Source organism: Burkholderia sp. MSMB1498 (genome assembly GCF_001526245.1).
Classification (GTDB): Bacteria; Pseudomonadota; Gammaproteobacteria; order Burkholderiales; family Burkholderiaceae; genus Burkholderia; species Burkholderia savannae.
Genome location: NZ_LOYJ01000059.1, coordinates 103,177 through 125,083 on the forward strand (window position 1 = coordinate 103,177; position 21,907 = coordinate 125,083).

Genomic DNA, 21,907 nt, shown 5'->3' on the forward strand with positions numbered 1-21,907 from the left:
GCTGCCGGCGCTGCCGGCGCATCGGCAGCCGTGACGCGAGCGGTTCGTCGTCTCGTGTCGACGCACTTCACTCGTGTCGCTCAAGAGTGCGGCTCAAGCGCGAAGCACGCGCGAATCGAGCGCCGCGAAGCATGCGCCGCGAGCCTCGGCCGCACGGTGTTTGCGAGGCGCGCGCACGGCTTCGCGGGCCGGAATAGTTGCAGGAACGCGCAAGTATCGAGGTGTTTGCTGACGAGTTCGTCCTCTGCGATCGCGATGCGTAGGCGGCCCGCGCGGCGAGTGCGTGCCGATCGTGCAATCCGTCGGCGCATCGCGCGCTGACGCAACGTACGCACCGCGCTCGATCGGCTCGCGCTCAAGCGGCCGCTGCAAACGACGTCGCGGCGGTTGACGCGATGCGGGCGAAGCGCCACGCTGCAATGCTCGTGCTCGTGCTCGTGCTCGTGCTCGTGCTCGTGCTCGTGCTCGTGCTCGTGCTCGTGCTCGTGCCCGTGCCCGTGCCCGTGCCCGTATCCGCGCTCGCGCCCGCGCGCCAAGCGCCGCGAGACGCCGTCACGTCCCGCCGCGCCGCCCGCGCGCCTATTCCTTCACCGCGTGCCAGACGTCCTTGAAGCCGTCGCCTTTCTTGTCGCCCTTCGCGGCATCCTTTGCGAAGAAATAGAGCGGCTTGCCCTGGTAGGCCCATTGCAGCGTGCCGTCGTCGCGCTTGATGATCGTGTAGCCGCCCGTCGGCTGATCGGTCGCGCTCGCCTTGTACGGCGGCCAGTTCGCCGAGCATGGGCCGCTGCACATGCTCTTGCCCGAGTTCGGGGTGTCCTTGTCGAACGTGTAGAGCGTCATGCCGTTGGCGGCGACCAGCATGCCGCCGCTCGGCATCGCGGGCGCATCGGCGAGCGCGGCGCTCGAAGCGAATCCGAGCGCGAGCGCGCATGCGACAAAAGCGGTTCTCATGTGTGTCTCCTTGTTCCGGCGGGCGCGGGGGCCATTCGAACGACGTGAGCGATTGATGCGAGCGCCGTGGCGTTGTTCTCGCACCGCTGCGGTGTCGCATCCGTTTCGCACCCTTTCAAAACATAGGCGGTTTTGCGCACGGAGGAAAGGCGATCGTCGCCGGCGAATTCGATGCATCGCCGGCCGCTTTGCCGCTTCACCGCCGCCTCACGGCGGTTTCATCGCGGCGTCACCGCGGCGCGTCGTGCCCGAGCGCCTGCAGGAACAGCGAGAACAGCTCCGGCTGCGACGAAATCCCGAGCTTCGAATACAAGTGCCGCCGATGCACCTTGACGGTCTCGGGCGAGATCGCGAGCCGCTCGGCGATTGCCTTCGACGAGTTGCCGCGCAGCACGAGCCGCGCGATCGCCATCTCGCGCTCGGTCAACAGTTCCTCGCCGAAGCTCGCGAGCGCCCGCTCGACGCGTGCGGCGAGATCGTCGTTCGCGCCCGTGCGCGATGCGTCGCCTTGCAGCCGGCGATGCTGGCGGATCGCCGCGAAGAGCCACGGCGAGCATGCGGCGAGGCGGCCGAGCGCGCCGGTGTCGAAGCGCGCGTGCGCGCCGAGCGACAGCGACAGCATCTCGTCCGGCCGCGTGCGCACGATGATCTGCAATTCGTCCTCGCCGACCGCGTCGCGAAAATAACTGAGGAAATACTCGCTTTGCCGGAACAGGTCGGGCGCGACTTCCTCGAGCCGATAACAGCCGTCCGCGAGGCCGTCGTGCGCGGCCTGCAGGAACGGATCGAGCAGATAGAGCCCGTCGAGATACAGCGGCACGGGCGACGGCCCGCTCGCGCCGCCCGTGTCGTATTCGTCGAGCACGACGGGCACGCCGTCGCGGCCGAGCGCGGTCGCGAGCGCGTTGTCGAACGGCACCATCTCGTTGAGAAACAGAATCAGAAAGCGCCAGAAGCGCGGCTCGCCGAGGTGATCGAGCGCGCGTCCGAACGCTTGATGCATCGCTACTTCGCTGAACAGTCGATCCATGTGCGCCCCGATTTGGCGTAACCCCAAGGGGGAATGGCGGCGTGCAATTTGGCTTCCTAGACTGCGCGCCATGCGTTGCCCGAGTATGGGCGTTCAAAAAACCTGCGGCAAAGGAGAGCAAGATGGCGATGATATCGGAGTCCTCGAGCACGGCGGCCGCCGCGCCGGCCGAAACGCGCGCACGGGACACGCTCGTGCGCTCGCTCGGCGTGCGCGACGTCGTGATGATCACCGTGTCGGGCGTGACGCCCGCGAGCTCGATCTTCGTGATCGCGCCGTTCGCGATCCAGCAGGCGGGCAGCGGCGCGGTGATGTCGTTCGTGCTCGGCGGGCTGCTCGCGTTCGCGTTCGCGCTTTGCTACGCAGAACTGAGCGCCGCGCATCGCAGCGCGGGTGGCGAGTACGTGATGGTCAAGCGCGTGTTCGGCGCGCTGCCCGGCTATCTGACCTTCGTCGCGGTGCTCGCCGTGAACGTGTTCATTCCGGCCGTGCTCGCGAGCGGCGCCGCGCCTTACCTGAATGCCGCGCTCGGCACGCAGTTCGGCAATCAGTCGGTCGCGCTCGCGATCGTGCTCGCGAGCTATGCGCTAGGCATCCTGAACATTCGCACGAACGCGTGGATCACCGGCGCGTTTCTCGTGATCGAGATCCTCGTGCTCGCGCTGATCGCGTATCTCGGCTTTTCCGAACCGCATCGCCCGGCGCTCGCGCTCGTCAATCCGGTCGTCGTGAGCGGAGCCGCGCTCGTGCCCGCGACGCTCGCCGCGATCATGCCGGCCGTCGGCACCGCGATCTTCTGCTACAACGGCTTCGGCGCGGCCGTGTTTCTCGCCGAAGATCTCGAAGGCGGCAACCGCGACATCGCGAAGGCCGTGATCTGCTCGCTCGCGGTGATCCTCGTCGTCGAACTCGTGCCGCTCACCGCGATCGTGCTCGGCGCGCCGTCGTTCGTCGAGCTCGCGAAAAGCGCCGATCCGATCGGCTACGTCGTGCGCGCGCTCAGCAATTCGGGCGTGTCGCGCGTCGTGAGCGGCGGCATTTTCCTGTCGGTGTTCAACGCGATCATCGCGATCGTCATCATGGTCGGGCGCTTCCTGTACAGCAGCGGGCGCCATGCATTGTGGTCGCGCGCCTGCAACGGCGCGTTCACGCGCATCCATCCGCGCCTCGAGTCGCCGTGGATCGCGACGCTCACGCTCGCGGTGCCTTCGACGCTGCTCGTGTTCGTGTCGAGCCTCGACGAGCTGACCGCGTTCACGGTCGATCTGCTGCTGCTCATCTATCTCGCCGTCGGCATCGCGGCGCTTGCGAGCCGCGTGACGCGGCGCGACGTCGATCATCATTACCGGATGCCGTGGTGGCCGCTGCCGCCCGTCGTCGCGATCGCCGGAGCGGGGTATACGCTCTATACGACGATCGCCGCCGCGACCAAGCCGACCGACCTGTACATCATCGCCGGGCTCGCCGTCGTATCGCTCGCGACTTATGCACTCTGGGCGCGCCGCAGCGCGGCGTTCCGCGAACTCTGAACCACGAACCGAAAGAGAGGACCATCAGCATGCGCACACGAGATCTGGGCATTCGCATCGGCCGCGGCAAGCCGGGGCGCTTCAACGCGATCACCGACGTCGCGGGCGTGCGGGTCGGGCATCGCACGGTGCACGTCGACGCGGGCGACGCGTCGGCGCATACCGGCGTGACGGTGATCGAGCCGCGCGCCGGCCGCGCGCGCGACGAGCCGTGCTTCGCGGGCGTTCACGTGCTGAACGGCAATGGCGACGCGACCGGGCTCGAATGGATTCGCGAGGCAGGGCTTTTGACGACGCCGATCGCGTACACGAACACGCACAGCGTCGGCATCGTGCGCGACGCGCTGATCGCGGCCGAGCGCGCGCAGGGCGGCGCGCGCGATCGCGAGCACGTGTACTGGTGCATGCCGGTCGTGATGGAGACGTTCGACGGACTCCTGAACGACATCTGGGGCCAGCACGTGCGCGTCGGGCATGTCGCGCAGGCGCTGGCCGCCGCGCGTTCGGGCGCGGTCGAAGAGGGCTGCGTCGGCGGCGGCACCGGCATGATCTGCCACGAGTTCAAGGGCGGCATCGGCACCGCGTCGCGTGTCGTCGCCGACACGGCGGGCGGCTGGACGGTCGGCGCGCTCGTGCAGGCGAACTACGGGCAGCGCGCGGCGCTGCGCGTCGCGGGCTATCCGGTCGGCGAAGTGCTGCACGAGATCCATTCGCCGTTCCGCGCGCCGGGCGCGGCGGGCGAGCCCGGCATGGGCTCGATCGTCGTGACGCTCGCGACCGACGCGCCGTTGCTGCCGCATCAATGCACGCGGCTCGCGCAGCGCGCGAGCGTCGGGCTCGCACGCGTCGGCGGCGGCACCGACAACTCGAGCGGCGACATCTTCGTCGCGTTCGCGACCGGCAACGCCGGCCTGCCGATCGCGAGCTACGGCCGACCGGGGCCGACGACGGTTGGCGTGCGGATGGTCGCCGACGAGCACATCTCGGCGCTGTTCGATGCGGCGGCGGAAGCGGTCGAGGAGGCGATCGTCAACGCGCTCGTCGCGGCGACCGATCTATCGGCGCGCGGCGTGCAGGTCGAGGCGCTCGGCGCCGCGCGGCTCGTCGACGCGCTGCGCGAGGCCGGCTGGCGGCCGCGCGCGGGCGACGCTCAGCGATAGCCGTGGCAGCGTTTCAAGCCCGCGTAGTCGTAGAAGCGGCTGCCGGGCGCGATCCGCGCGTCGTCGCACGCGGGCTGGAAATCGGTTTCGCGCTCGTTGTACAGCATCTTCACGATGAGCCGTGATCCGTTGCGATACACGTCCCACTGCAGGTTCGCGGCCATCGGCGACACCGTCTCGCCGCGCCACGGGTTGCTCGCATACGTGTAGGTTTGCGCCTGCGGCACGGGGGCGAACACGTTCCCGAGCTTCAGGATCGACGCGAACGGGATCACGACCTCGGCGTGCGTGAAGCGCAGCTTCGCCGCGTTCGTCAGGTCGCCGCGTGCGATCGCGTCGATCTCGCCGAAGAAATCGTCGACGAGCGCCTGCGCCATCCGGTACGTGACGGGATTCGCTTCGGCGACGCCCGGGCCTTTCCCGTAGAAATCCTCGGCGTCCTGAAGATACGCGAGGTGCTCGGCCTGCGGCGCGGCGATGTAGCGCTCCATCGCGACGCCGCCTGTTTCGGCCGTCATCGCGGGCGCGACCTGCAGCAGGTTGTACAGCACGTTCGCGGCGTCGGCGGCCGATTTGATCTTCGTCTTGCCGTCGCCCTTCACCGTGTTGGCGAATTTGCCGTCCGCCGACGCGAACGCGTAAGCGCCCGTGTTCGAGAACGTGTAGCCCGCGGTGCCGAGCTTCGCGACGAACTCGGGCGCGACGAGCCCGGCGAGCACCGCTTGCGCTACCTGCCCCGTTTGCGGCGATTGCACGATCGCGTCGAGTTTCGCGGCGGCGACGGGATCGCCTCCGTAGGCCTGATACGCGAGGCTGTCGCGATAGGTCGCGTAATACGGATCGGCCGTCGACGCGACGAGATCGGTGGCGGGCTTCAGTGCATGGAAGTAAAGCAGGAAGCGATTGACGCCCGCGGCTTGCGCAACCGGCGCGCCTTCCGGATAGCCGGCGGGCGCGGGCGGCAGCGTGATCGCCGGCGCGAGCGCGGGGCGTGCGGCCACGAGCGCGCCGGAAAAGAACGTCGCGCTGTCGACCGCGCGATCCTGGCCGGAACTCACGACGACGATCTTGCGCGCCGCGTTGCCCGCCGCCGCGCCGGCAGCCGAGTCGAACAGCGCGGGCAGCCGCGTGAGCAGCCGCGCGGCGAGCTGCCGGTGCTCGCGGATGCCGACCTGCGTGAGATTGCCGTAGCCGGGCGTCGAGATGCCCGCGACGCCATAGCCGAGCAGCGCGTTCGCCCTCATCATCGCGAACGTGTCGGCCTTCAACTGCCGGCCGAGCGGCGTGAGCGCGCCGTCGGCGTCCGCCTTCTGCAGCATGTCGTAAATCGCGCCGTCGTACTTGAAACCGGACAGCCCGCGCGAGCCGTGGCGCGCGACCATCTCGGTATAGACGGGCGCGTAGCCCGCGGGAGGCGCTTCGTACGTCGAAGCGTCCTGCTGTGGACGATAAGGCGTCTTCGTCTGATAGTAGGTGGGCGCGGCGGGCGCGGGAGAGGGCGCCGGCGCTTCGGGCGCCGGATTCGGCTGCGCGGCGGGCGGCGTGCCGTTGTCGTTCACGTCGCCGGCGCCGCAAGCGGCAAGCGCGGCGCACAGCAGGGTCGGGGCGAGGAGGCGGGCGAGGCGGCGTTTCATCGAAACGGAGGAGCGAGGAAGAATCGGCTGGAAGGCACCGCCGCTCGTCGGAGTGTTGCGCGTGCGGTGAGTCGAGCGCGCAGTCTCGCAAATGAATTTGACAGCTTGAAGTCATGAAACGGAAAGCTCGTGTCGAGCTTTCCGTTCGGTCCCGAGCGCGGCGCGCACGACGCTTAGCTGCCGAAGTAGATGTTGCAGAAGCTGACCGGGCCGACGCATGCGTTCGGTTCCTGGCCGTCTTGATGAGCGGCGGGGACGCGGCCGGCGGCTTGCACGGCCTCGGTGCGGTTCGCCGGTTGCCGGCCCGCGTCGGCGGCGGCGGGTTGCGCATGAGCGGCGGCCATGACGGCGGACAGCGACAGCGCGACGACGGCGATTTGCAGCGACTTCATTTGATTTTCTCCTTGAGGGTTTCCGTCTTGCTCGACGGTGATGAAACTATATGACCCGAATCGGATTGAATTAATCGCCGGGCGTGGGGAGCTTCTTTCCATTTCGCACAACGATCGTTTCGCGTGTCAGCCGCGCGAGCCGCGTCTTGCGCGCACGCGTTCACGGGCGCGCGAGCCGCGATTGAAAGGCGCGTCCCCGTCGATCAGCGCGCTGCGGATGAAGTGCAGGCAACTGACGATGCGCTGCATCTGACGACGCTCGGCGGGCACCGCGGACCACAGGTGCTGCGTGTGCCGGACCGCACGGATCGCGAGATTGACGGACTTCAGCGCACGCGCGAGCCGATGCGCGTCGGGTGTCTCGAAAAGCCGTGGCAGCGCATCGCGCACCGCGTCGATCAACGCGCGCCAGCGCAGCGCCTGTGCGGGCTGCGCGGCCGTGAACGCCTGCATCTCGCGGCGCAAGTCGATCACCGCATGGCCCACTTCGAGCGTCGCGAGCATCCAGCGCAGCGCGTCGCGATGCCGTCGCGAGCGCTTCGTGAGCAGGTTGCGCAGTTGCGACATCAGATCGTGCGAGCTCGACTGGAAGCGCTGCTCGAGGCCCGACAGCGGGCCGTCGCACGCGAGCGTGATCTGGCGGCGCAGATCGCGCGCGATTCTGCCGGTGAGCCAGGGCATCTCGGCGGGGAACACCACCGCGAACGCGATCGATGCGGCGAGCATCGACACGACGAGCGCGAGGCCGTTGTTGATCAGCGCATCGGGTGCATAGACGATCACGTTGTCCGGCCCCGCGAGCAGGCAGAAGAACACGACGAAGCCGATCCCGTAGCCGGACTTGCCGGGGCGCGTCGCGAGATACGCGCCCGCCGCGAGCGCGGGGGCGAGCGCCGCGCACAGGAGCGGGAAGCCGTCGATGCGCGGATACGCGTAGCAGACGTACAGATAGCCGGTGAGCGTCGCGAGCGCCGCGCCCGCGGCCATTTGCGCGACGAAGCGGCTCGCGCGCGGCGCGGTCGAGCTGAGCGCGCACGCGATCGCCGTGCCGATCACCGCGAGAGCACCGCTCGACCATTCGGACGCGATCCAGAACGCGCTCATCGCGCCCATCGCGACGAGCGTGCGCAGGAACGTGAAGCCGACGAAGTAGCGGTTCGTCTTCACCGCGTAGCGCGTGACCGAGCGCTCGAGCACGTGGCTGTCGAGCGCGAGCGACGCGTGCGTTTCAGCGTAGCCGAGGAATTCGTCGACGAAGCGGTGGAGCAGCTCGATCGCGGTGTCGAAGTCGAGCGCGCAGGCCGGGGCGAGCGTCTCGACCGCGCGGCGCGACGCGCGCGCGCGTTTCGGCAGCGCGGCGAGGTACGCGCTCAGCTCGACGAGCGCGGGCGATGGTGAAGGTGAAGGGGAAGGTGAAGGTGAAGGCGACCGCGACTGCGTCGCGCGCCGTTGGGCGGAGTCGCCGCGCAGCGCGGACAGCGCGGCCGACAGCGCGTCGACATGCGGACCGATCGCCGCGAGCACTTCCACCGCGTGACTCGCGCGCAACCGCTTGAGCAACTGATGGAACGCATGAAGCCGCGCGCACGCGTTCATGAATTCGCTGTTCAGCCGCGCGAGCCGCCGGCTGCGCGCACGGATGTGCGGGTCCTCGAACGACGCGAACGCGCGCGTGGCCTCGAAGCCGACGATGCCGTCGACGAAGTCGGCGAAGCGCCGCTCGAAATCGCCGCGCTCGACCGCGCCGGCGAGCGTGCTCGCGGCGAACGCGACGAAAGCGGCGTGCCGCGCATTCAGCGTGCGCATCAGCGCGTCGCTCGAGCTGAGCGGAAACACGAGCGCGCTGACGGCGCCGGAGCAGAAGATGCCGACCGCGACTTCGGCCGCGCGCGTGAGCGCCGACAGGAACAGCGTGTTCGGCGCCATCACCGCGGGCAGGCCGATCAGCGCGGCCGTGTAGCCGGCGAGCACGTAGCCGTACCAGCGAAAGTGCCGGTTGCGCACGGCGGCCGCGATGCAGCCCGCGACCCACAGCGTGATGCCCGCCATGTACAGCTCCGGCTGCTGCGCGAACAGGCCGCCCAACGCGAGCGCGGCCACGAGCCCGACGCCCGTGCCGACCACCCGATAGAAGCTCTTCGCGAGCACCATCCCGCTCATCGGTTGCATCAGCACGAACACGGTCGTCATCGCGATTCTCGGCTGCGACAGGTCGAGCAGCATCGCGATGCCCATTGCGGCGAGCGCGGCCGCGATCGTCTTCGCGAGATGCAGCCAGACGAGGCCGTCGCGGCCCGCCCAGTCGCGCGCGAGCCTGGCGACGCTGCGCAGCCGCTCCTGCCATCGTTGCGGATCGATGAGGAATCGCTGTAGCGCGGGCTCGTGCTTCATGGCTGGTGCTGGTGGCGGTGCTGGTGGCGGGCGCGAATCGGGGCCTCCGGCCTCGCGCGACGACGCCAGTCCGACCGGAGAGGCGCCGATTGTAGGAGCCGCGCGCACGCGCATTAACGCAACCGCAGGGAAACCATAGTTGCCGTGGCGGCAACAATGCGCAGGTTCCGCTGGAGGACAATATCGGCTCTACGACAGGTTTCGAACGGGAATGGATACGCTACAGAACATGCGGGTGTTCGCCCGCGTGGTGGAAGCGGGCAGCTTCACGGCGGCCGCTCAATCGCTGAATTCGACGACGGGCGCGATGTCGCGCGCGGTGTCCGAGCTCGAGGCGCGGCTGCGCACGCGGCTGATGAACCGCTCGACCCGGCGCCTTGCGCTCACGCCCGCGGGCGAGCGCTATCTGCTGCGATGCCGGCAGATCCTCGCGGACGTCGATCAGGCGGAGGAGGAAGCGAGCTGCGCGCACGAGCGTCCGGCGGGCGTGCTGCGGATGCACAGCTTCGCGAGCATCGGCCAGCATTACGTATTGCCTGCGCTCACCGCGTATCGCAGTCAGCATCCGGACGTGTCGATCGAGCTCACGCTGTCGCAGCGGATGCCCGATCTGTTCGACGGCTCGAGCGACATGGCGGTCGTGACCGCGTCGTCGCTGCCCGATTCCGAGCTCGTGTCGCATCTGCTCGGCTCGACGTTCAGCATCCTGTGCGCGACGCCCGCGTATTTGCGTGCGCACGGCGCGCCGCGCACGCCGCGCGATCTCGCGCGGCACGCGTGCCTCACGCTGCGCACGCCCGCGTTTCCGACGCACGAATGGCTGCTCGAAGGGCCGAACGGCACCGAGGAGATCAAGGTCGACGGCCCAGTGCAGACCAATACCGCCGAGTCGCTCGCGGTCGCGATCCGCGCGGGCATCGGCATCGGCATGCTGCCGCTTTATGCGGCGATCGAAGACCTGCGCTGCGGCAAACTCGTGCGCGTGCTGCCCGCGCACCGGCTGCAGAAGATGAACGTCTATGCGCTCTATCCGTCGCGCCGCTTCATCGACGCGAAAGTGCGGACCTGGGTCGATGCGCTGCGCTTTCACATGCCGAAGATGATCGCGCGCGACGAAGCGATGCTGTCGGCGATCGGCGCGGAGGCGTCCGATGCGACGCAAAGCGCGATCGCCGCGTCGCTCGAAGTCGGGCTCGAAGCGGCGCACGCGCTCAGTCACTGAGTGAGTCACTGAGCGAATCCTCCGATATCGACGCGATGCGCGGCCGCGCTCGACGGGCGGCCGCGCGTTGCGTGTCGCGCCTTGTTTTTTTTCGGGCGTCGCGGGTGTCGGGCAGCGGAGATTGCACGGCGTGGCGGCTTTTATCGAGATGATGCGCACGTTCGCGGGGGCGCCGCGCTTCCCTTCGGCCACGCGCGGCCAAACAAACAAGGGGACGGCGCGCGGATCGAGCGGCTGCGCGACGGAAATGCCGCGAAATGGCCGCTGAATAAATAGAGAAACGGCTGAACAGCAAGACAGCAAGACAGCAAGACAGCAAGACAGCAAAACAGCGAAGAGACGACGCATCTCGCATCGCCTCTTCATCCGTGATGTCTCCTTGCCCGACGTCTCCTCAACGACGTTCGTTTACTGCGCGCCCGCCGCGGGCTTGCCGGCTTGCGCCGCGCCCGCGACGGCGGGGCCGTACGCGGCCTCGGCGGCCTTGCGCGCGGCGAGACGCTTCGCGTCGAGACGGCGCTGCGCGGCCTGAATGTCGTCCGGATAGGTCGTTTCGTTGCCGTGCGACGGCTGGTAGCCGACCGATTCCAGATCGACGAGCTCCTGAACGACTTGCGCGCGCGTGAGCGAGCCGTTCGACGATTGGGCAAACGAGACGACCGGTGCGGCAAGCACGAGGGCGGCGGCAGCGGTGACGACGATCAATTTCAAGATGACCTCCAGTGTGATTCGATTCGATGCAGTTCGCGGTTCAACGATCCGAACTGACGAAGCAGAGTCTACGCAGCGGCCGCGCGCGGAAAAACCGGCCGCGCAGGCAAGCAGCCTTGCGGATTGCACAACACTGAAAAACAGCAGAGCGCGTCGCGCGGCCGATCGGGGTGAGGCTTCGTGACGGAAGTGTGTCCGTTCGTTCCGGCCTGCGCAAAGAAGCTCTACGCGCCCGGCCGCTGATTCTCGGCGGACGAATCCCTAAACTCGGTCGTCGTCGAAGCGAGTCGTTTCATTCCAATCAACAAGGAGTTCCGTTGTGAAAAACATCCGGTTTGCATGCGCAACCGCAGGGGTCCTGGCCGCGACGGCCGCGCACGCGCAGAGCTCGGTCACGCTGTACGGGCTGATCGACGCGGGGATCATGTATACGAACAACGTCGCGAGCGGCAACTCGCACGGCGGGCTCGTGCAGGCGACGACGGGCGCCGTCAACGGCAGCCGCTTCGGCGTGCGCGGCACCGAGGATCTCGGCGGCGGGCTGAAGGCGCTGTTCGTGCTGGAGAACGGCTTCAACTCAGAGAACGGCAAGCTCGGCCAGGACGGCCGCCTGTTCGGCCGCTTCGCGTACGTCGGGCTGTCGGACAATCGTTTCGGCACCCTGACGATCGGCCGGCAATACGATTCGCTCGTCGATTTCGTCGCGCCGATGTCGGCGACGGCGGGCACGTTCGGCGACGCGAGCTTCGCGCACCCGTTCGACAACGACAACCTGAACCACTCGCTGCGGATCAACAACGCGATCAAGTACACGAGCAACACATACGCGGGCTTCAGGTTCGGCGGCATGTACGCGATGTCGAACAGCACCGGGTTCGCGGCGAACCGCGCATACAGCTTCGGCGCGAGCTACACGCGCGGGCCATTGAACGTCGCGGCCGGCTACCTGCAGATCGACGGCTCGAAGGGCACGACGGCGGGCAGCCCGGGCGCGGTCGACGTCGTCGAATCGGCGGCGAACGGCAGGGGCGGCTTCTCGCTCGGCGCGGACCGGATGCGCTCGTACGGCGGCGGCATCAACTACGCGTTCGGCCCGGCGACGGCCGGCTTCGTGTACACGCGCGCCGAATACGAGAACACCGCGTCGTTCAGCTCGACGGGCGGCACGGTTCGCTTCGACAACTACGAGCTGAACGGAAAGTATCAGGTGACGCCCGCGTTCAGCGTCGGCGCCGCGTACACGTATACGGACGGCCGCGTCGACAACACCGTCAAGTACGGTTCCGATCCGAAGTGGCATCAGGTCGATCTGCAGGCGGTGTACCGTTTGTCGCTGCGCACCGATGTCTATCTCGAAGGAATGTACCAGCACGCGTCGGGCCGCAACTACGTCGCGATGATCAACACCGCGGGCGGCGCGTCGTCGACAGGCAATCAGGTCGCGGCGGCGGTCGGGTTGCGCACGCGCTTCTAGCGGCGCGGGCGCCGCGCGGCGTTGCGCGCGGGCGAGGGACGAAGCACGAATTTGCGGCTTGACACGGCGCGCGGCGTTGGCGACAGTGGTTTGCCGTCGACACGACACCGAAGGAGCCGCTCGCATGAATGCCTTATCCCGACGCCCGTCGTTCAGCAGCGCGGTGTTCTACCGCGATCCGCGCGCCGCGCTCGAATGGCTCGAGCGCGCATTCGGCTTCACGCGCGAGCTCGTCGTCAGCGATGCGCAAGGACGCGTCGCGCATGCGCAGATGTCGTTCGGCGACGGCATCGTGATGATCGGCGAGGGCGGATGGAGCGACTTCGCCGTCAGCCCGTCGTCGGTCGACGGCAGGAACACGCAATGCGTGCACGTGCGGCTCGAATCGGGCATCGACGCGCATTGCGAGCGGGCCCGCGCGGCGGGCGCCGTGATCCTGCAGGCGCCCGCCGATCAGTTCTACGGCGATCGCACGTACCGCGCGCGCGATCCCGAGCGGCACGTCTGGACGTTCGGGCAGACGGTGCGTGACGTATCGCGCGAGGAGGCGGAGCGGGACAGCGGGCTGAAAATCGAGGGCTGGCAGTGAATGCGGCGTGACGATGCGGCGCGCGGGCCGCGCGTTGCGTTGTTGCGCCGTTGCGTCGTCATTTCGCCGCGACGTCATTTCGTCGCATCGTCGCGCCGCGGCATCGCGCACGCGCCGCGTCGCTCGTCATGCTCGCGTCGAATTTCGTCGCGCCGCGCCAATCGGCCGCGTCGCGCCGCGACTGCGCACGCTTGCCGCTCGCCGTCCTTGCCGCATGTCCATCCGCACGCTTTTTCGGCAAGCGCTTTCCGACCGATTTCCCCGAAATATGCCCGCCAAGTTTCCGACATAATCGGAAATTTTTTCAATATAGCGACGAATCAGTTTTTCCCGGCCTGAATTACTCGCCTTGGATTGCGTTATTGCATTGAGCGCTTTGCACAGTAAAATGGCGGCCGGGCGCTGACGTGATGAGCGGTGCCTGTGCAAAGTGAACGGCGGGGATTGTCCGCTTTGCCGTATTCGAGTTCGATTTCGGTATTAATTGTCCAAATCGGGATGCGACGGCTTGATTGGCCGCGCATCATCCGTTCACGCTGAAATGCTGGAGACCAAAAAACGATGGCGACACGGGGTGAGTTCTCATTGAGCGAAGTGCCGGCACACGAGCGCAAAGGCGTGCTGTCGATCACGATGGTGCTGCTCAGCTTCACGTTCTTCACGGGCACGATGTTCGCGGGCGGCAAGATCGGCGTTGCGTTTCGCGTCGTCGACATGCTGTGGGTGGCGGTCGTCGGCAATCTGCTGCTCGCGGCCTACGCGGCGGCGCTTGCGTTCGTCGCGTCGCGCAGCGGATTGAATTCGGTGCTGATGGGGCGCTTCTGTTTCGGCGAGGTCGGCAGCAAGCTGTCCGACTTCCTGCTCGGCTTTGCCGAGCTCGGCTGGTACGCATGGGGCACCGCGACGGTCGCGATCGTGCTCGTCAAGCTGCTCGGCTGGCCCGCGTCGGTCACGACGCCGCTGATGGTGCTGTTCGGGTTCGGCTTCTCGATCACCGCGATCGTCGGCTATCGCGGGATGGACGCGCTGTCGCGCGTATCGGTGCCGCTGATGTTCGTGCTGCTCGTCGTGTCGATGTGGATCGCGACGCGCGACGTCGGCGGCTGGCCGGGCCTCGCGAAGATCGTGCCGACGCAGCCGTTGAGCTTCGCCGCCGCGGTCACGATGGTGTTCGGCACGTTCGCGAGCGGCGCGACGCAGGCGACGAACTGGACGCGGCTCGCGAAGAGCGGCCGCGCGGCCGTCGCCGCGAGCATGATCGGCTTTTTCGTCGGCAACGGGCTGATGATCGTCGCGGGCGCGTACTGCGCGATCGTCTATCAGCAGTCCGACATCGTCGAAGTGATGATGCTGCAAGGGCTGTCGATCGCGGCTGTCGTGATGCTCTGCATGAACCTGTGGACGATCCAGGGGCCGACGATCTACAACGTGTCGGCGGCCGCGTGCCATCTGCTGCGCAGCGAGCGCCGCCGCACGCTGACGCTCGTCGGCGCGGCGGTCGGCATCGTGCTCGCGATCGGCGGCATGTACGAACTGTTGATTCCGTTCCTGATCCTGCTCGGCTCGATCATTCCGCCCGTCGGCGGCGTGATTCTCGCCGATTTCTGGTATCGCCACCGCGGCCGCTATCCGGCGATCGCTGCCGCCCGATTGCCGCGCTTCAATGTCGCGGGGCTCGCCGCGTATGCGATCGGCGCGGGGCTCGCGTATGCGTCGCCGTGGATCGCGCCGCTCGTCGGCATCGCCGCGTCGTCGCTTAGCTACATCGCGTTCGTGCAGATTGCGGAGCGCATCGCGCGTGCGCCGTCGGTCCAGGGAGAGTGAAGCGATGAGTCTGACCGTCAGCGAGATCCTGCACCTGCCTGGCCTCGAGGAGCTCGAGCTGCGCGCGGGCGAGCGCGGCGTGCAGCGGCCGGTGCGCTGGTATTACGTCGCGGAGAACGAGGGCATCGCCGACTGGGTGATGGGCGGCGAGCTCGTGTTCGTCACCGGAATCAATCATCCGCGCGACGAGGCGAACCTGCTGCAGTTGATTCGCGAAGGGGCGAAGAGCCGCATCGCCGGGATGGTGATCCTGACGGGCGAGGCGTTCATTCGCCGCATTCCCGATTCCGTCGTCGCGCTTGCCGAGCAGTTCGACATTCCGCTGATCGAGCAGCCGTATCTGCTGAAGATGGTGATCGTCACGCAGTTGATCGGCACCGCGCTCGTGCGGCACGAGAACACGCTGCGCTCGCAGCGCGACATCGTCAACCAGCTGCTGACGGGCGATTACCCGAGCATCGACATCGCGGCCCATCGCGCGCGCAACCTGCAGCTCGCGCTCGACAGGCCGCGGCGCGTCGTCGCGCTGCGGCTCGCGGGCGTGCCGGCGCTGTTCGACGGACGAGAGCCGGCCCTGGCCGAAGCGCTGCTGCAGGAGGCGCGGCAGACCGTGCAGCGCGGCCTCGACGACTGGCTGCGCGACGCGCACGGCGCGCTGCCCGTCGTCGAGCAGGGCGAGCTGTTCGTGCTGCTGCTGCCGTGCGACGATCCGCGCTTTCGCAAGAGCAAGCTCGCGCTCGGCGCGCTGCGCGACGCGCTGAACCGGCAGATCGGCCCGCTCACGCTATTCGTCGGAATCTCGTCGACGGTCGGCGCCGCGCGCCACTATTGCCGCGGGCTCGCCGAGGCGCGACAGGCGCTCGGCGTCGCCGAAGGCATGCGGCCGGGGCTGGGGCTGTGCGATTACAGCGAACTCGGCGTATTGAAGCTGCTCGCCGCGATCCCCGATCCGACGCTGATCGACAGCTTCGTGAAGGAAACGCTCGGTAATCTGCTCGACAGCAACCGCAAGCATCCGACGATGCTGATCGAGACGCTCGAGGCGCTGCTTCAGGAGAACGGCAACGCGATCAAGGCGGCCGAGCAGTTGTCGATTCATCGCAACACGCTCAATCACCGGCTGCGCAGGATCGAGACGCAGTCGGGGCAATCGCTCGCCGATCCGTATTTTCGGTTGAACGCGTCCGTCGCGCTGCTCGCGTGGCGGATGTCGGACACGCAACGACAGGAGTTCTGATGAAGCTCATCAACGCGACGCTGCGCAAGCGCAGCGGCCTTTTCAGCATCGCGCTCGACGGCGACACGATCGTGAGCGTCGAGCAGCAGGCGGTGCGCATCGACACGCAAGGCGCACCGGGCGCGGACGAAGTCGACGTGGAAGGCAAGCTCGTGATCCCGCCGCTCGTCGAGCCGCACATCCATCTCGACGCGGTGCTGACGGCGGGCGAGCCCGAATGGAACATGAGCGGCACGCTGTTCGAAGGCATCGAGCGCTGGGCGCAGCGCAAGGCGACGATCACGCATGCGGACACGAAGGCGCGCGCGCATGCGACGATCGGGATGCTGCGCGACCACGGCATTCAGCACGTTCGCACGCACGTCGACGTCACCGATCCTTCGCTCGCCGCGCTCGCGGCGATGCTCGAAGTGAAGCAAGAGGCGCGCGCGCTCATCGATCTGCAGATCGTCGCGTTTCCGCAGGAAGGGATCGAATCGTTCGAAGGCGGCCGCGCGCTGATGGAGCGCGCGATCGAGATGGGCGCGGACGTCGTGGGCGGCATCCCGCACTTCGAGAACACGCGCGAGCAGGGCGTGAGCTCGATCGAGTTCCTGATGGATCTCGCCGAGCGCACCGGCTGCCTCGTCGACGTGCACTGCGACGAAACCGACGATCCGCATTCGCGCTTTCTCGAAGTGCTCGCCGAGCAAGCGCGCGTGCGCGGCGTCGGCGCGCGCGTGACGGCGAGCCACACGACCGCGATGGGCTCGTATGACAACGCGTATTGCTCGAAGCTGTTTCGCCTGCTCAAGCGCTCGGCAATCAATTTCGTCTCGTGCCCGACCGAAAGCATCCATTTGCAGGGCCGCTTCGACACGTTCCCGAAGCGCCGGGGCGTCACGCGCGTCGCCGAGCTCGACCGCGCCGGCATGAACGTGTGCTTCGGGCAGGATTCGATTCGCGATCCGTGGTATCCGCTCGGCAACGGCAACATCCTGCGCGTGCTCGACGCCGGGCTGCACATCTGCCACATGATGGGCTATCAGGATCTCGCGCGCAGCCTCGACTTCGTCACCGACCACAGCGCTCGGGCGATGCATCTCGGCGAGCGCTACGGCATCGAGCCGGGCCGGCCCGCGAACCTCGTCGTGCTCGACGCGAGCGACGACTACGAGGCGCTGCGGCGGCAGGCGAAGGCGCTGCTGTCGATTCGCGGCGGCGAAGTGATCATGCGCCGCGCGCCCGAGCGCATCGACTATCCGGCCGCGCGCTGACACATGGAGGCGGCGGGTGCATGCGGCCCGCCGCTCCTGATGCCGTCACTCGCACCCGTGCCTGAGCCGCAGGCTCGCGAGCGCGGCGACGACGAGCGCGATCGCGAGCCACGCGAGGCCGTTCTTCGCGTGGCCGGTGGCCTGTTCGATCGCGCCGACGACGGCCGGGCCGACGAAGCCGCCGAGCAGGCCGCACGTGTTGACGAGCCCGAGCCCGCCCGCGAGCGCGCTGCCGGAAAGGCGCGAGGCGGGGAACGTGAAGACGATCGACTGCACGACGAAGAACATCGACGCGGCCGCGCACACGCTCACGAGCGCGGCCATGGGCGGCGCGTACGCGGCGCAGACGAGCCCCGCCGCCATCACGACGAGCCCCGCGCACAGCATCCGCCGCGATTGCGACGCATCGCGCGCGAAGCGCGGCAGCGTCGCCGCGCCGAGCGCCGCGGCGATCCACGGCATCGCGGTCAGCAGGCCGACGACGACCGGCGTGAAGCGCCCCGATTCGCCGACGATGCCGGGCAAGAAGAAGATCATCGTATAGATCGTCAACTGATGGCAGAAGTACACGAAGATCGCGAGCCAGATCTGCGGATCGCGCAGCGCGGCCCCGAACGCGTGCGCGCCGTGCGCCGCCGCGCTCTGCGCCTGCTCGCTCGCGAGCGTGCGCTCGAGCGCTTGGCCGAGCTCGGGCGCGAGCCAGCGCGCGTCGCTCGGCCGGTCCGGCAGGCAGGTCCAGACGACGAACGCGAGCACGATCGCCGGAATGCCCTCGACGATGAAGAGCCATTGCCAGCCGTGCAGCCCGAGCGCGCCGTCTAGCTCGAGCAGCGCGCCCGCGAGCGGGCCGCCGACGATGTTCGCGACGCACACGCCGAGCAGGAAATAGCCGGTCGCGCGCGCGCGTTCCTCGCCGCCGAACCAGTAGGTCAGATACAGCATCACGCCGGGAAAGAGCCCGGCTTCCGCGGCGCCGAGCAGAAGGCGCATCGCGTAGAACGACGTCTCGCCGCGCACGAGCGCCATCGCGACGGACAGCGCTCCCCACGTGATCATGATCCGCGTGATCCAGAACCGCGCGCCGACGCGATGCATGATCAGATTGCTCGGGATTTCGAACAATGCGTACGTGAGGAAGAAGAGCCCCGCGCCGAGGCCGTACGCGGCCGATGAAAGGCCGAGATCGATGCTCATCGAGTGCTTCGCGAACGCGATGTTCGTGCGATCGAGAAAGCTGATCACGTAGGCCGCGATCAAGAGCGGCATCAGCTTGCGAAACAGCAGGCGGTTCAGCGACGAGCGGGCGTCGCCCGCGGGTGGGCAGAGGGCTTCGGCGTGTTGAGCGGACATGAATGCGACTCCGGTAGGGACGAGCCGGAGCGCACGGCAAGCACGGCGCTCCGCGTTCAGCAGGTGACGGGCAGATGCGCGGGTCGCGCGCCGGCGGCGCTCGTGGGGAGCGGGGCGAAAGGCGGCCTGCCGGGCATCGGCGCATGCCGATGCCGCGTTTCTGCGCTTGCGTGTCGAATGGTCGGGCGGCGCCGTGTCAGAAGTTGACCGCGTCGCCGCCCTTGAGCGCGAGCATCGCGCGCGCGTCGGCGGGCGTCGCGATCTCGAGCGACAATCCTTCGAGCACCTGACGAATCTTGCGCACCTGTGCAGCGCTCGATTCGGCGAGCGTGCCCGGCGCGATCCACAGCGAATCCTCGAGGCCGACGCGCACGTTCGCGCCTTGCGCGGCGCCGATCGTCGCGAGCGGAATCTGGTTGCGGCCCGCGCCGAGAATCGACCACACGTAATCTGCGCCGAACAGGCGGTCGGCCGTGCGGCGCATGTGCGCGAGATCCTCCGGATGCGCGCCGATGCCGCCGAGCAGACCGAACACGCTCTGGACGAAGAACGGCGGCTTCGCGAGCCCGCGGTCGACGAAATGCGCGAGGTTGTACAGGTGCGAGACGTCGTAGCACTCGAATTCGAAGCGCGTGCCGTTCGCGCCGCAACTCGTCAGGATCGCTTCGATGTCCGCGAACGTGTTCTTGAAGACGAGATCGCGGCTTTTTTCCAGATGCTCGCGTTCCCACGGGTGCCGGAATTCGCGAAAGCGCTCGAGCATCGGATAGAGGCCGAAGTTCATCGAGCCCATGTTCAGCGACGCGACCTCGGGCCGGAAATGATGCGCGGGGCGCAGCCGCTCGGCGACCGTCATGTGCGGGCTGCCGCCCGTCGTGATGTTGATCACCGCGTCGGTGCGCGCCTTGATGCGGGGCAGGAATTCGGCGAATACGGCCGGGTCTTGCGTCGGCCTGCCGTCGGCGGGATCGCGCGCGTGCAGGTGCAGGATCGCCGCGCCGGCTTCGGCGGCCGCGACCGCCGCTTCCTCGATCTCGCGCGGCGTCACCGGCAGATGCGGCGACATCGACGGCGTATGGATCGCGCCCGTCGGCGCGCAGGTGACGATGACTTTGCGGGTGCTGGCCACGTTAGGGCTCCTTTCCATGCTCGGCGATGAAGGGCGATGAAGGGCGATGACGGAGCGGCGGGTCAGAGCGTCTCGACGTTGCCGCAGACGGAAATCGCCTGCCCGGAAATTCCGTGGCCGCCCGGCGAGCAGAGGAACAGCGCCGTCGCGGCGATTTCGTCCGGATCGGTCATCCGGCGCAGCGAGATCTTCTCGAGATAGCGCGCCTCCATCTGGTCGTAGTCGATGCCGAGCTGCGCGGCGCGCGCTTCGATCACGCGGCGCATCCTCGGCCCGCGCACGATGCCCGGCTGGATCGCGTTCACGCGGATGCCGAGCGGGCCGAGCTCGATCGCGAGGCTCTTCACGAGGCCGACCACCGCCCACTTGGTCGCCGAATAAGGCGTGCGAAACGCGTAGCCGAGGCGCCCCGCGACCGACGACAGCGCGATGATCGCGCCGCCGTGCGGCGCGTCGCGCAGCATCGGCACCGCGCGCCGTGCGAACTGGAACTGTGCGTTCAGGTTGATTGCGACCGTCTGCTCCCATTGCGCGGGATCGATCTCGTCGATACCGCCCGTCGGCCCGGCGATGCCCGCGTTGTTGACGAGCACGTCGAGCCCGCCAAGCGTGCGCGCGATGTCGGCGAACACGCGCTCGACGGCGGCCGGATCGGCGACGTCGGCGAGCGTCGTGCCGAGCGCGGCGCGCGACGGCCGGCCGGCGAGCATGGCGAGCGCCTTCTCGGACGCGTCGCAGACGTGAACCTTGCCGCCGCATTCGGCGAACGCGTCGGCGATCGCGAGCCCGATGCCGGACGCGCCGCCGGTCACGAGTACGCGCAGCCCCGCGTACGGTTTCAGCAGATCGAGTGCAGTCATGATGTCTGTCTCCTGTGATGTCTGTATTTTTTTGATGTCGCCGATGACGGGCGAGATGCTCGACGGGCTGCGCGCCGCGCGCGCTGCCTCGAAGGCTGGACTGCTTATTCGTTCGCGAGCCGGCGCGGGCCGAGCCGCTCGCGTTCGGCCGCGAGCGTCGCGGCGAGATCGTGCGCGGCGCCGCCGATGTCGAGCGCGATGCCCGCGCGCGCGCCCGCGCCGTCGCGCCGCTCGAGCGCGTCGACGATCGCGCGGTGCGCGTCCATCGAGCGCCGCATGTGCGGGACGTCGAGCGCGACCATGTTCAGGAATGGGCCGATGCGCATCCACAGGTTCTGGATGATCGCGAGCGTGTTCTCGCTCGCGCCGTGCGCGTAGATCGCGCTGTGGAACGCGAAGTTGCTCTGCAGGTACGCGCGGCTTCGGCCGGCTTCGACGTGCGCGTTCATCGTCTCGCAAATGCGCCGCACGCCGGCGATCTGCGCATCGGTCATCCGCGCCGCCGCGCGCTCGGCCACGCAGCCTTCGAGCGCGATGCGCACGTCGCGCAGCTCGTCGAGCATCTCGACGGTCATCGGCGGCACGACGAGCGCCCGGTTCGGGCCGTCGGCGAGCGCGCGCTCCGCGCGCAGGCGCGTGAGCGCGGCGCGCACGGGCATCGTCGACGAGCCGACCGCCTCGGCGACGCTGCGCAGGCTGAGCGCCTGGCCGGGCGCGAAGCGGCCGCTCATCAGCGCCTCGCGCAGTTGCTGGTAGACCTTGTCGGCCATCGTTTCCTGTTCGATGGCCTTGAGCGCGGGCGGGACGATGCGCGGTGCCAAGTCGGGCTCCTTTGGGTTTGATGTGTGATCCGTGATCACACTTGCGATGTCACGCAGTGTTGTCGATGCGATGCATGCAGTCAAGTGCGAAGCGATCAGGGAAAACGCGGGGGCGGTGGCTTGCAACGTCGGGCGCCGAGCGGAGCCGCGTGACGTGGGCGGCCTCGGGGAAGGGCGACCCCGTCGGTTCGCCACGCGTCGCGCAGCGACGAGTGCGTTGAATTCATCAATAAAGAAGAAAAATCCATTTGTTTCATGATTGACCGACGCATACGATGGCGCCATTCGTTCATGCCGAGCCTCTTCGCCGACGCGCGCCGGCTTGCCCATTCGAATCGCCATCGCCC

At 68.1% G+C, this 21,907-nt stretch carries 19 protein-coding genes; 9 read left to right on the top strand and 10 right to left on the bottom strand.

Going from position 1 to position 21,907, the window contains the following annotated elements:
- The first annotated feature begins 395 nt into the window (after positions 1-395).
- Entirely contained in the window at positions 396-611 is a 216-nt protein-coding gene (locus tag WS91_RS35790; protein WP_059670299.1) for a hypothetical protein, read from the top strand.
- Here WS91_RS35790 and WS91_RS11415 read toward each other — a convergent pair.
- Both WS91_RS11415 and WS91_RS11420 read right to left on the bottom strand, forming a co-directional pair.
- Complete coding sequence (locus WS91_RS11415) at positions 580-951, bottom strand: COG4315 family predicted lipoprotein (RefSeq protein ID WP_038747721.1); 372 nt, start codon at positions 949-951, stop codon at positions 580-582. The genes WS91_RS35790 and WS91_RS11415 overlap by 32 nt on opposite strands.
- A 229-nt stretch (positions 952-1,180) precedes the next feature.
- Positions 1,181-1,981, bottom strand: a complete 801-nt coding sequence (locus WS91_RS11420; RefSeq protein ID WP_038747724.1) for a helix-turn-helix transcriptional regulator — start codon at positions 1,979-1,981, stop codon at positions 1,181-1,183.
- Positions 1,982-2,103: 122 nt separating this feature from the next.
- Between WS91_RS11420 and WS91_RS11425 the strand changes: the two genes are divergently transcribed.
- Complete coding sequence (locus tag WS91_RS11425; protein ID WP_059670300.1) at positions 2,104-3,510, top strand: APC family permease; 1,407 nt, start codon at positions 2,104-2,106, stop codon at positions 3,508-3,510.
- 29 nt (positions 3,511-3,539) lie between these two features.
- The gene (locus tag WS91_RS11430; protein ID WP_059670301.1) at positions 3,540-4,670 is read left to right on the top strand and encodes a DmpA family aminopeptidase; all 1,131 of its coding nucleotides are present in this window, start codon (positions 3,540-3,542) and stop codon (positions 4,668-4,670) included.
- Here WS91_RS11430 and WS91_RS11435 read toward each other — a convergent pair.
- From WS91_RS11435 to WS91_RS11445, 3 genes are all read right to left on the bottom strand, one after another.
- Entirely contained in the window at positions 4,661-6,304 is a 1,644-nt protein-coding gene (locus tag WS91_RS11435) for a histidine-type phosphatase (protein ID WP_059670302.1), read from the bottom strand. The genes WS91_RS11430 and WS91_RS11435 overlap by 10 nt on opposite strands.
- 173 nt (positions 6,305-6,477) lie before the next feature.
- Entirely contained in the window at positions 6,478-6,696 is a 219-nt protein-coding gene (locus WS91_RS11440; RefSeq protein ID WP_038747735.1) for a hypothetical protein, read from the bottom strand.
- A gap of 126 nt (positions 6,697-6,822) precedes the next feature.
- Complete coding sequence (locus tag WS91_RS11445; RefSeq protein ID WP_059578499.1) at positions 6,823-9,087, bottom strand: FUSC family protein; 2,265 nt, start codon at positions 9,085-9,087, stop codon at positions 6,823-6,825.
- Positions 9,088-9,298: 211 nt separating this feature from the next.
- Between WS91_RS11445 and WS91_RS11450 the strand changes: the two genes are divergently transcribed.
- Complete coding sequence (locus tag WS91_RS11450; RefSeq protein ID WP_038747741.1) at positions 9,299-10,309, top strand: LysR family transcriptional regulator; 1,011 nt, start codon at positions 9,299-9,301, stop codon at positions 10,307-10,309.
- Positions 10,310-10,717: 408 nt separating this feature from the next.
- Here the strand turns inward: WS91_RS11450 and WS91_RS11455 are convergent, their stop codons facing one another.
- Complete coding sequence (locus WS91_RS11455; RefSeq protein WP_059670303.1) at positions 10,718-11,020, bottom strand: DUF4148 domain-containing protein; 303 nt, start codon at positions 11,018-11,020, stop codon at positions 10,718-10,720.
- Positions 11,021-11,339: 319 nt separating this feature from the next.
- Here WS91_RS11455 and WS91_RS11460 point away from each other — a divergent pair, with 319 nt between their 5' ends.
- The 5 genes from WS91_RS11460 to codA all read left to right on the top strand — a co-directional run bounded on the left by WS91_RS11460 (position 11,340) and on the right by codA (position 17,400).
- Positions 11,340-12,494 carry a porin gene (locus tag WS91_RS11460; protein ID WP_059670304.1) on the top strand — a complete coding sequence of 385 codons (1,155 nt, stop codon included), beginning with the start codon at positions 11,340-11,342 and terminating at the stop codon, positions 12,492-12,494.
- A gap of 124 nt (positions 12,495-12,618) precedes the next feature.
- The gene (locus WS91_RS11465; RefSeq protein ID WP_038753844.1) at positions 12,619-13,083 is read left to right on the top strand and encodes a VOC family protein; all 465 of its coding nucleotides are present in this window, start codon (positions 12,619-12,621) and stop codon (positions 13,081-13,083) included.
- 561 nt (positions 13,084-13,644) lie between these two features.
- Positions 13,645-14,907 (top strand): cytosine permease, encoded by a 1,263-nt coding sequence (gene codB, locus WS91_RS11475; RefSeq protein WP_038753838.1) that lies wholly within the window; start codon positions 13,645-13,647, stop codon positions 14,905-14,907.
- A 4-nt stretch (positions 14,908-14,911) separates the two neighbouring features.
- The gene (locus WS91_RS11480; RefSeq protein ID WP_038753836.1) at positions 14,912-16,144 is read left to right on the top strand and encodes a PucR family transcriptional regulator; all 1,233 of its coding nucleotides are present in this window, start codon (positions 14,912-14,914) and stop codon (positions 16,142-16,144) included.
- Positions 16,144-17,400 carry a cytosine deaminase gene (codA, locus tag WS91_RS11485; protein ID WP_059578482.1) on the top strand — a complete coding sequence of 419 codons (1,257 nt, stop codon included), beginning with the start codon at positions 16,144-16,146 and terminating at the stop codon, positions 17,398-17,400. Before WS91_RS11480 ends, codA begins: the two co-directional genes overlap by 1 nt.
- 45 nt (positions 17,401-17,445) lie before the next feature.
- Here codA and WS91_RS11490 read toward each other — a convergent pair whose 3' ends face one another.
- The 4 genes from WS91_RS11490 to WS91_RS11505 form a co-directional block, all read right to left on the bottom strand.
- Entirely contained in the window at positions 17,446-18,750 is a 1,305-nt protein-coding gene (locus tag WS91_RS11490) for an MFS transporter (protein ID WP_059578480.1), read from the bottom strand.
- 196 nt (positions 18,751-18,946) lie between these two features.
- Positions 18,947-19,879, bottom strand: coding sequence for a 3-keto-5-aminohexanoate cleavage protein (locus WS91_RS11495; protein WP_059670305.1), 933 nt, complete (start codon positions 19,877-19,879; stop codon positions 18,947-18,949).
- 62 nt (positions 19,880-19,941) lie between these two features.
- A complete protein-coding gene (locus WS91_RS11500) occupies positions 19,942-20,739 on the bottom strand; it encodes an SDR family oxidoreductase (RefSeq protein WP_059578474.1) in 798 nt (265 codons plus the stop codon).
- 104 nt (positions 20,740-20,843) lie between these two features.
- Complete coding sequence (locus tag WS91_RS11505; protein WP_038753823.1) at positions 20,844-21,560, bottom strand: GntR family transcriptional regulator; 717 nt, start codon at positions 21,558-21,560, stop codon at positions 20,844-20,846.
- Positions 21,561-21,907 lie beyond the last annotated feature (347 nt).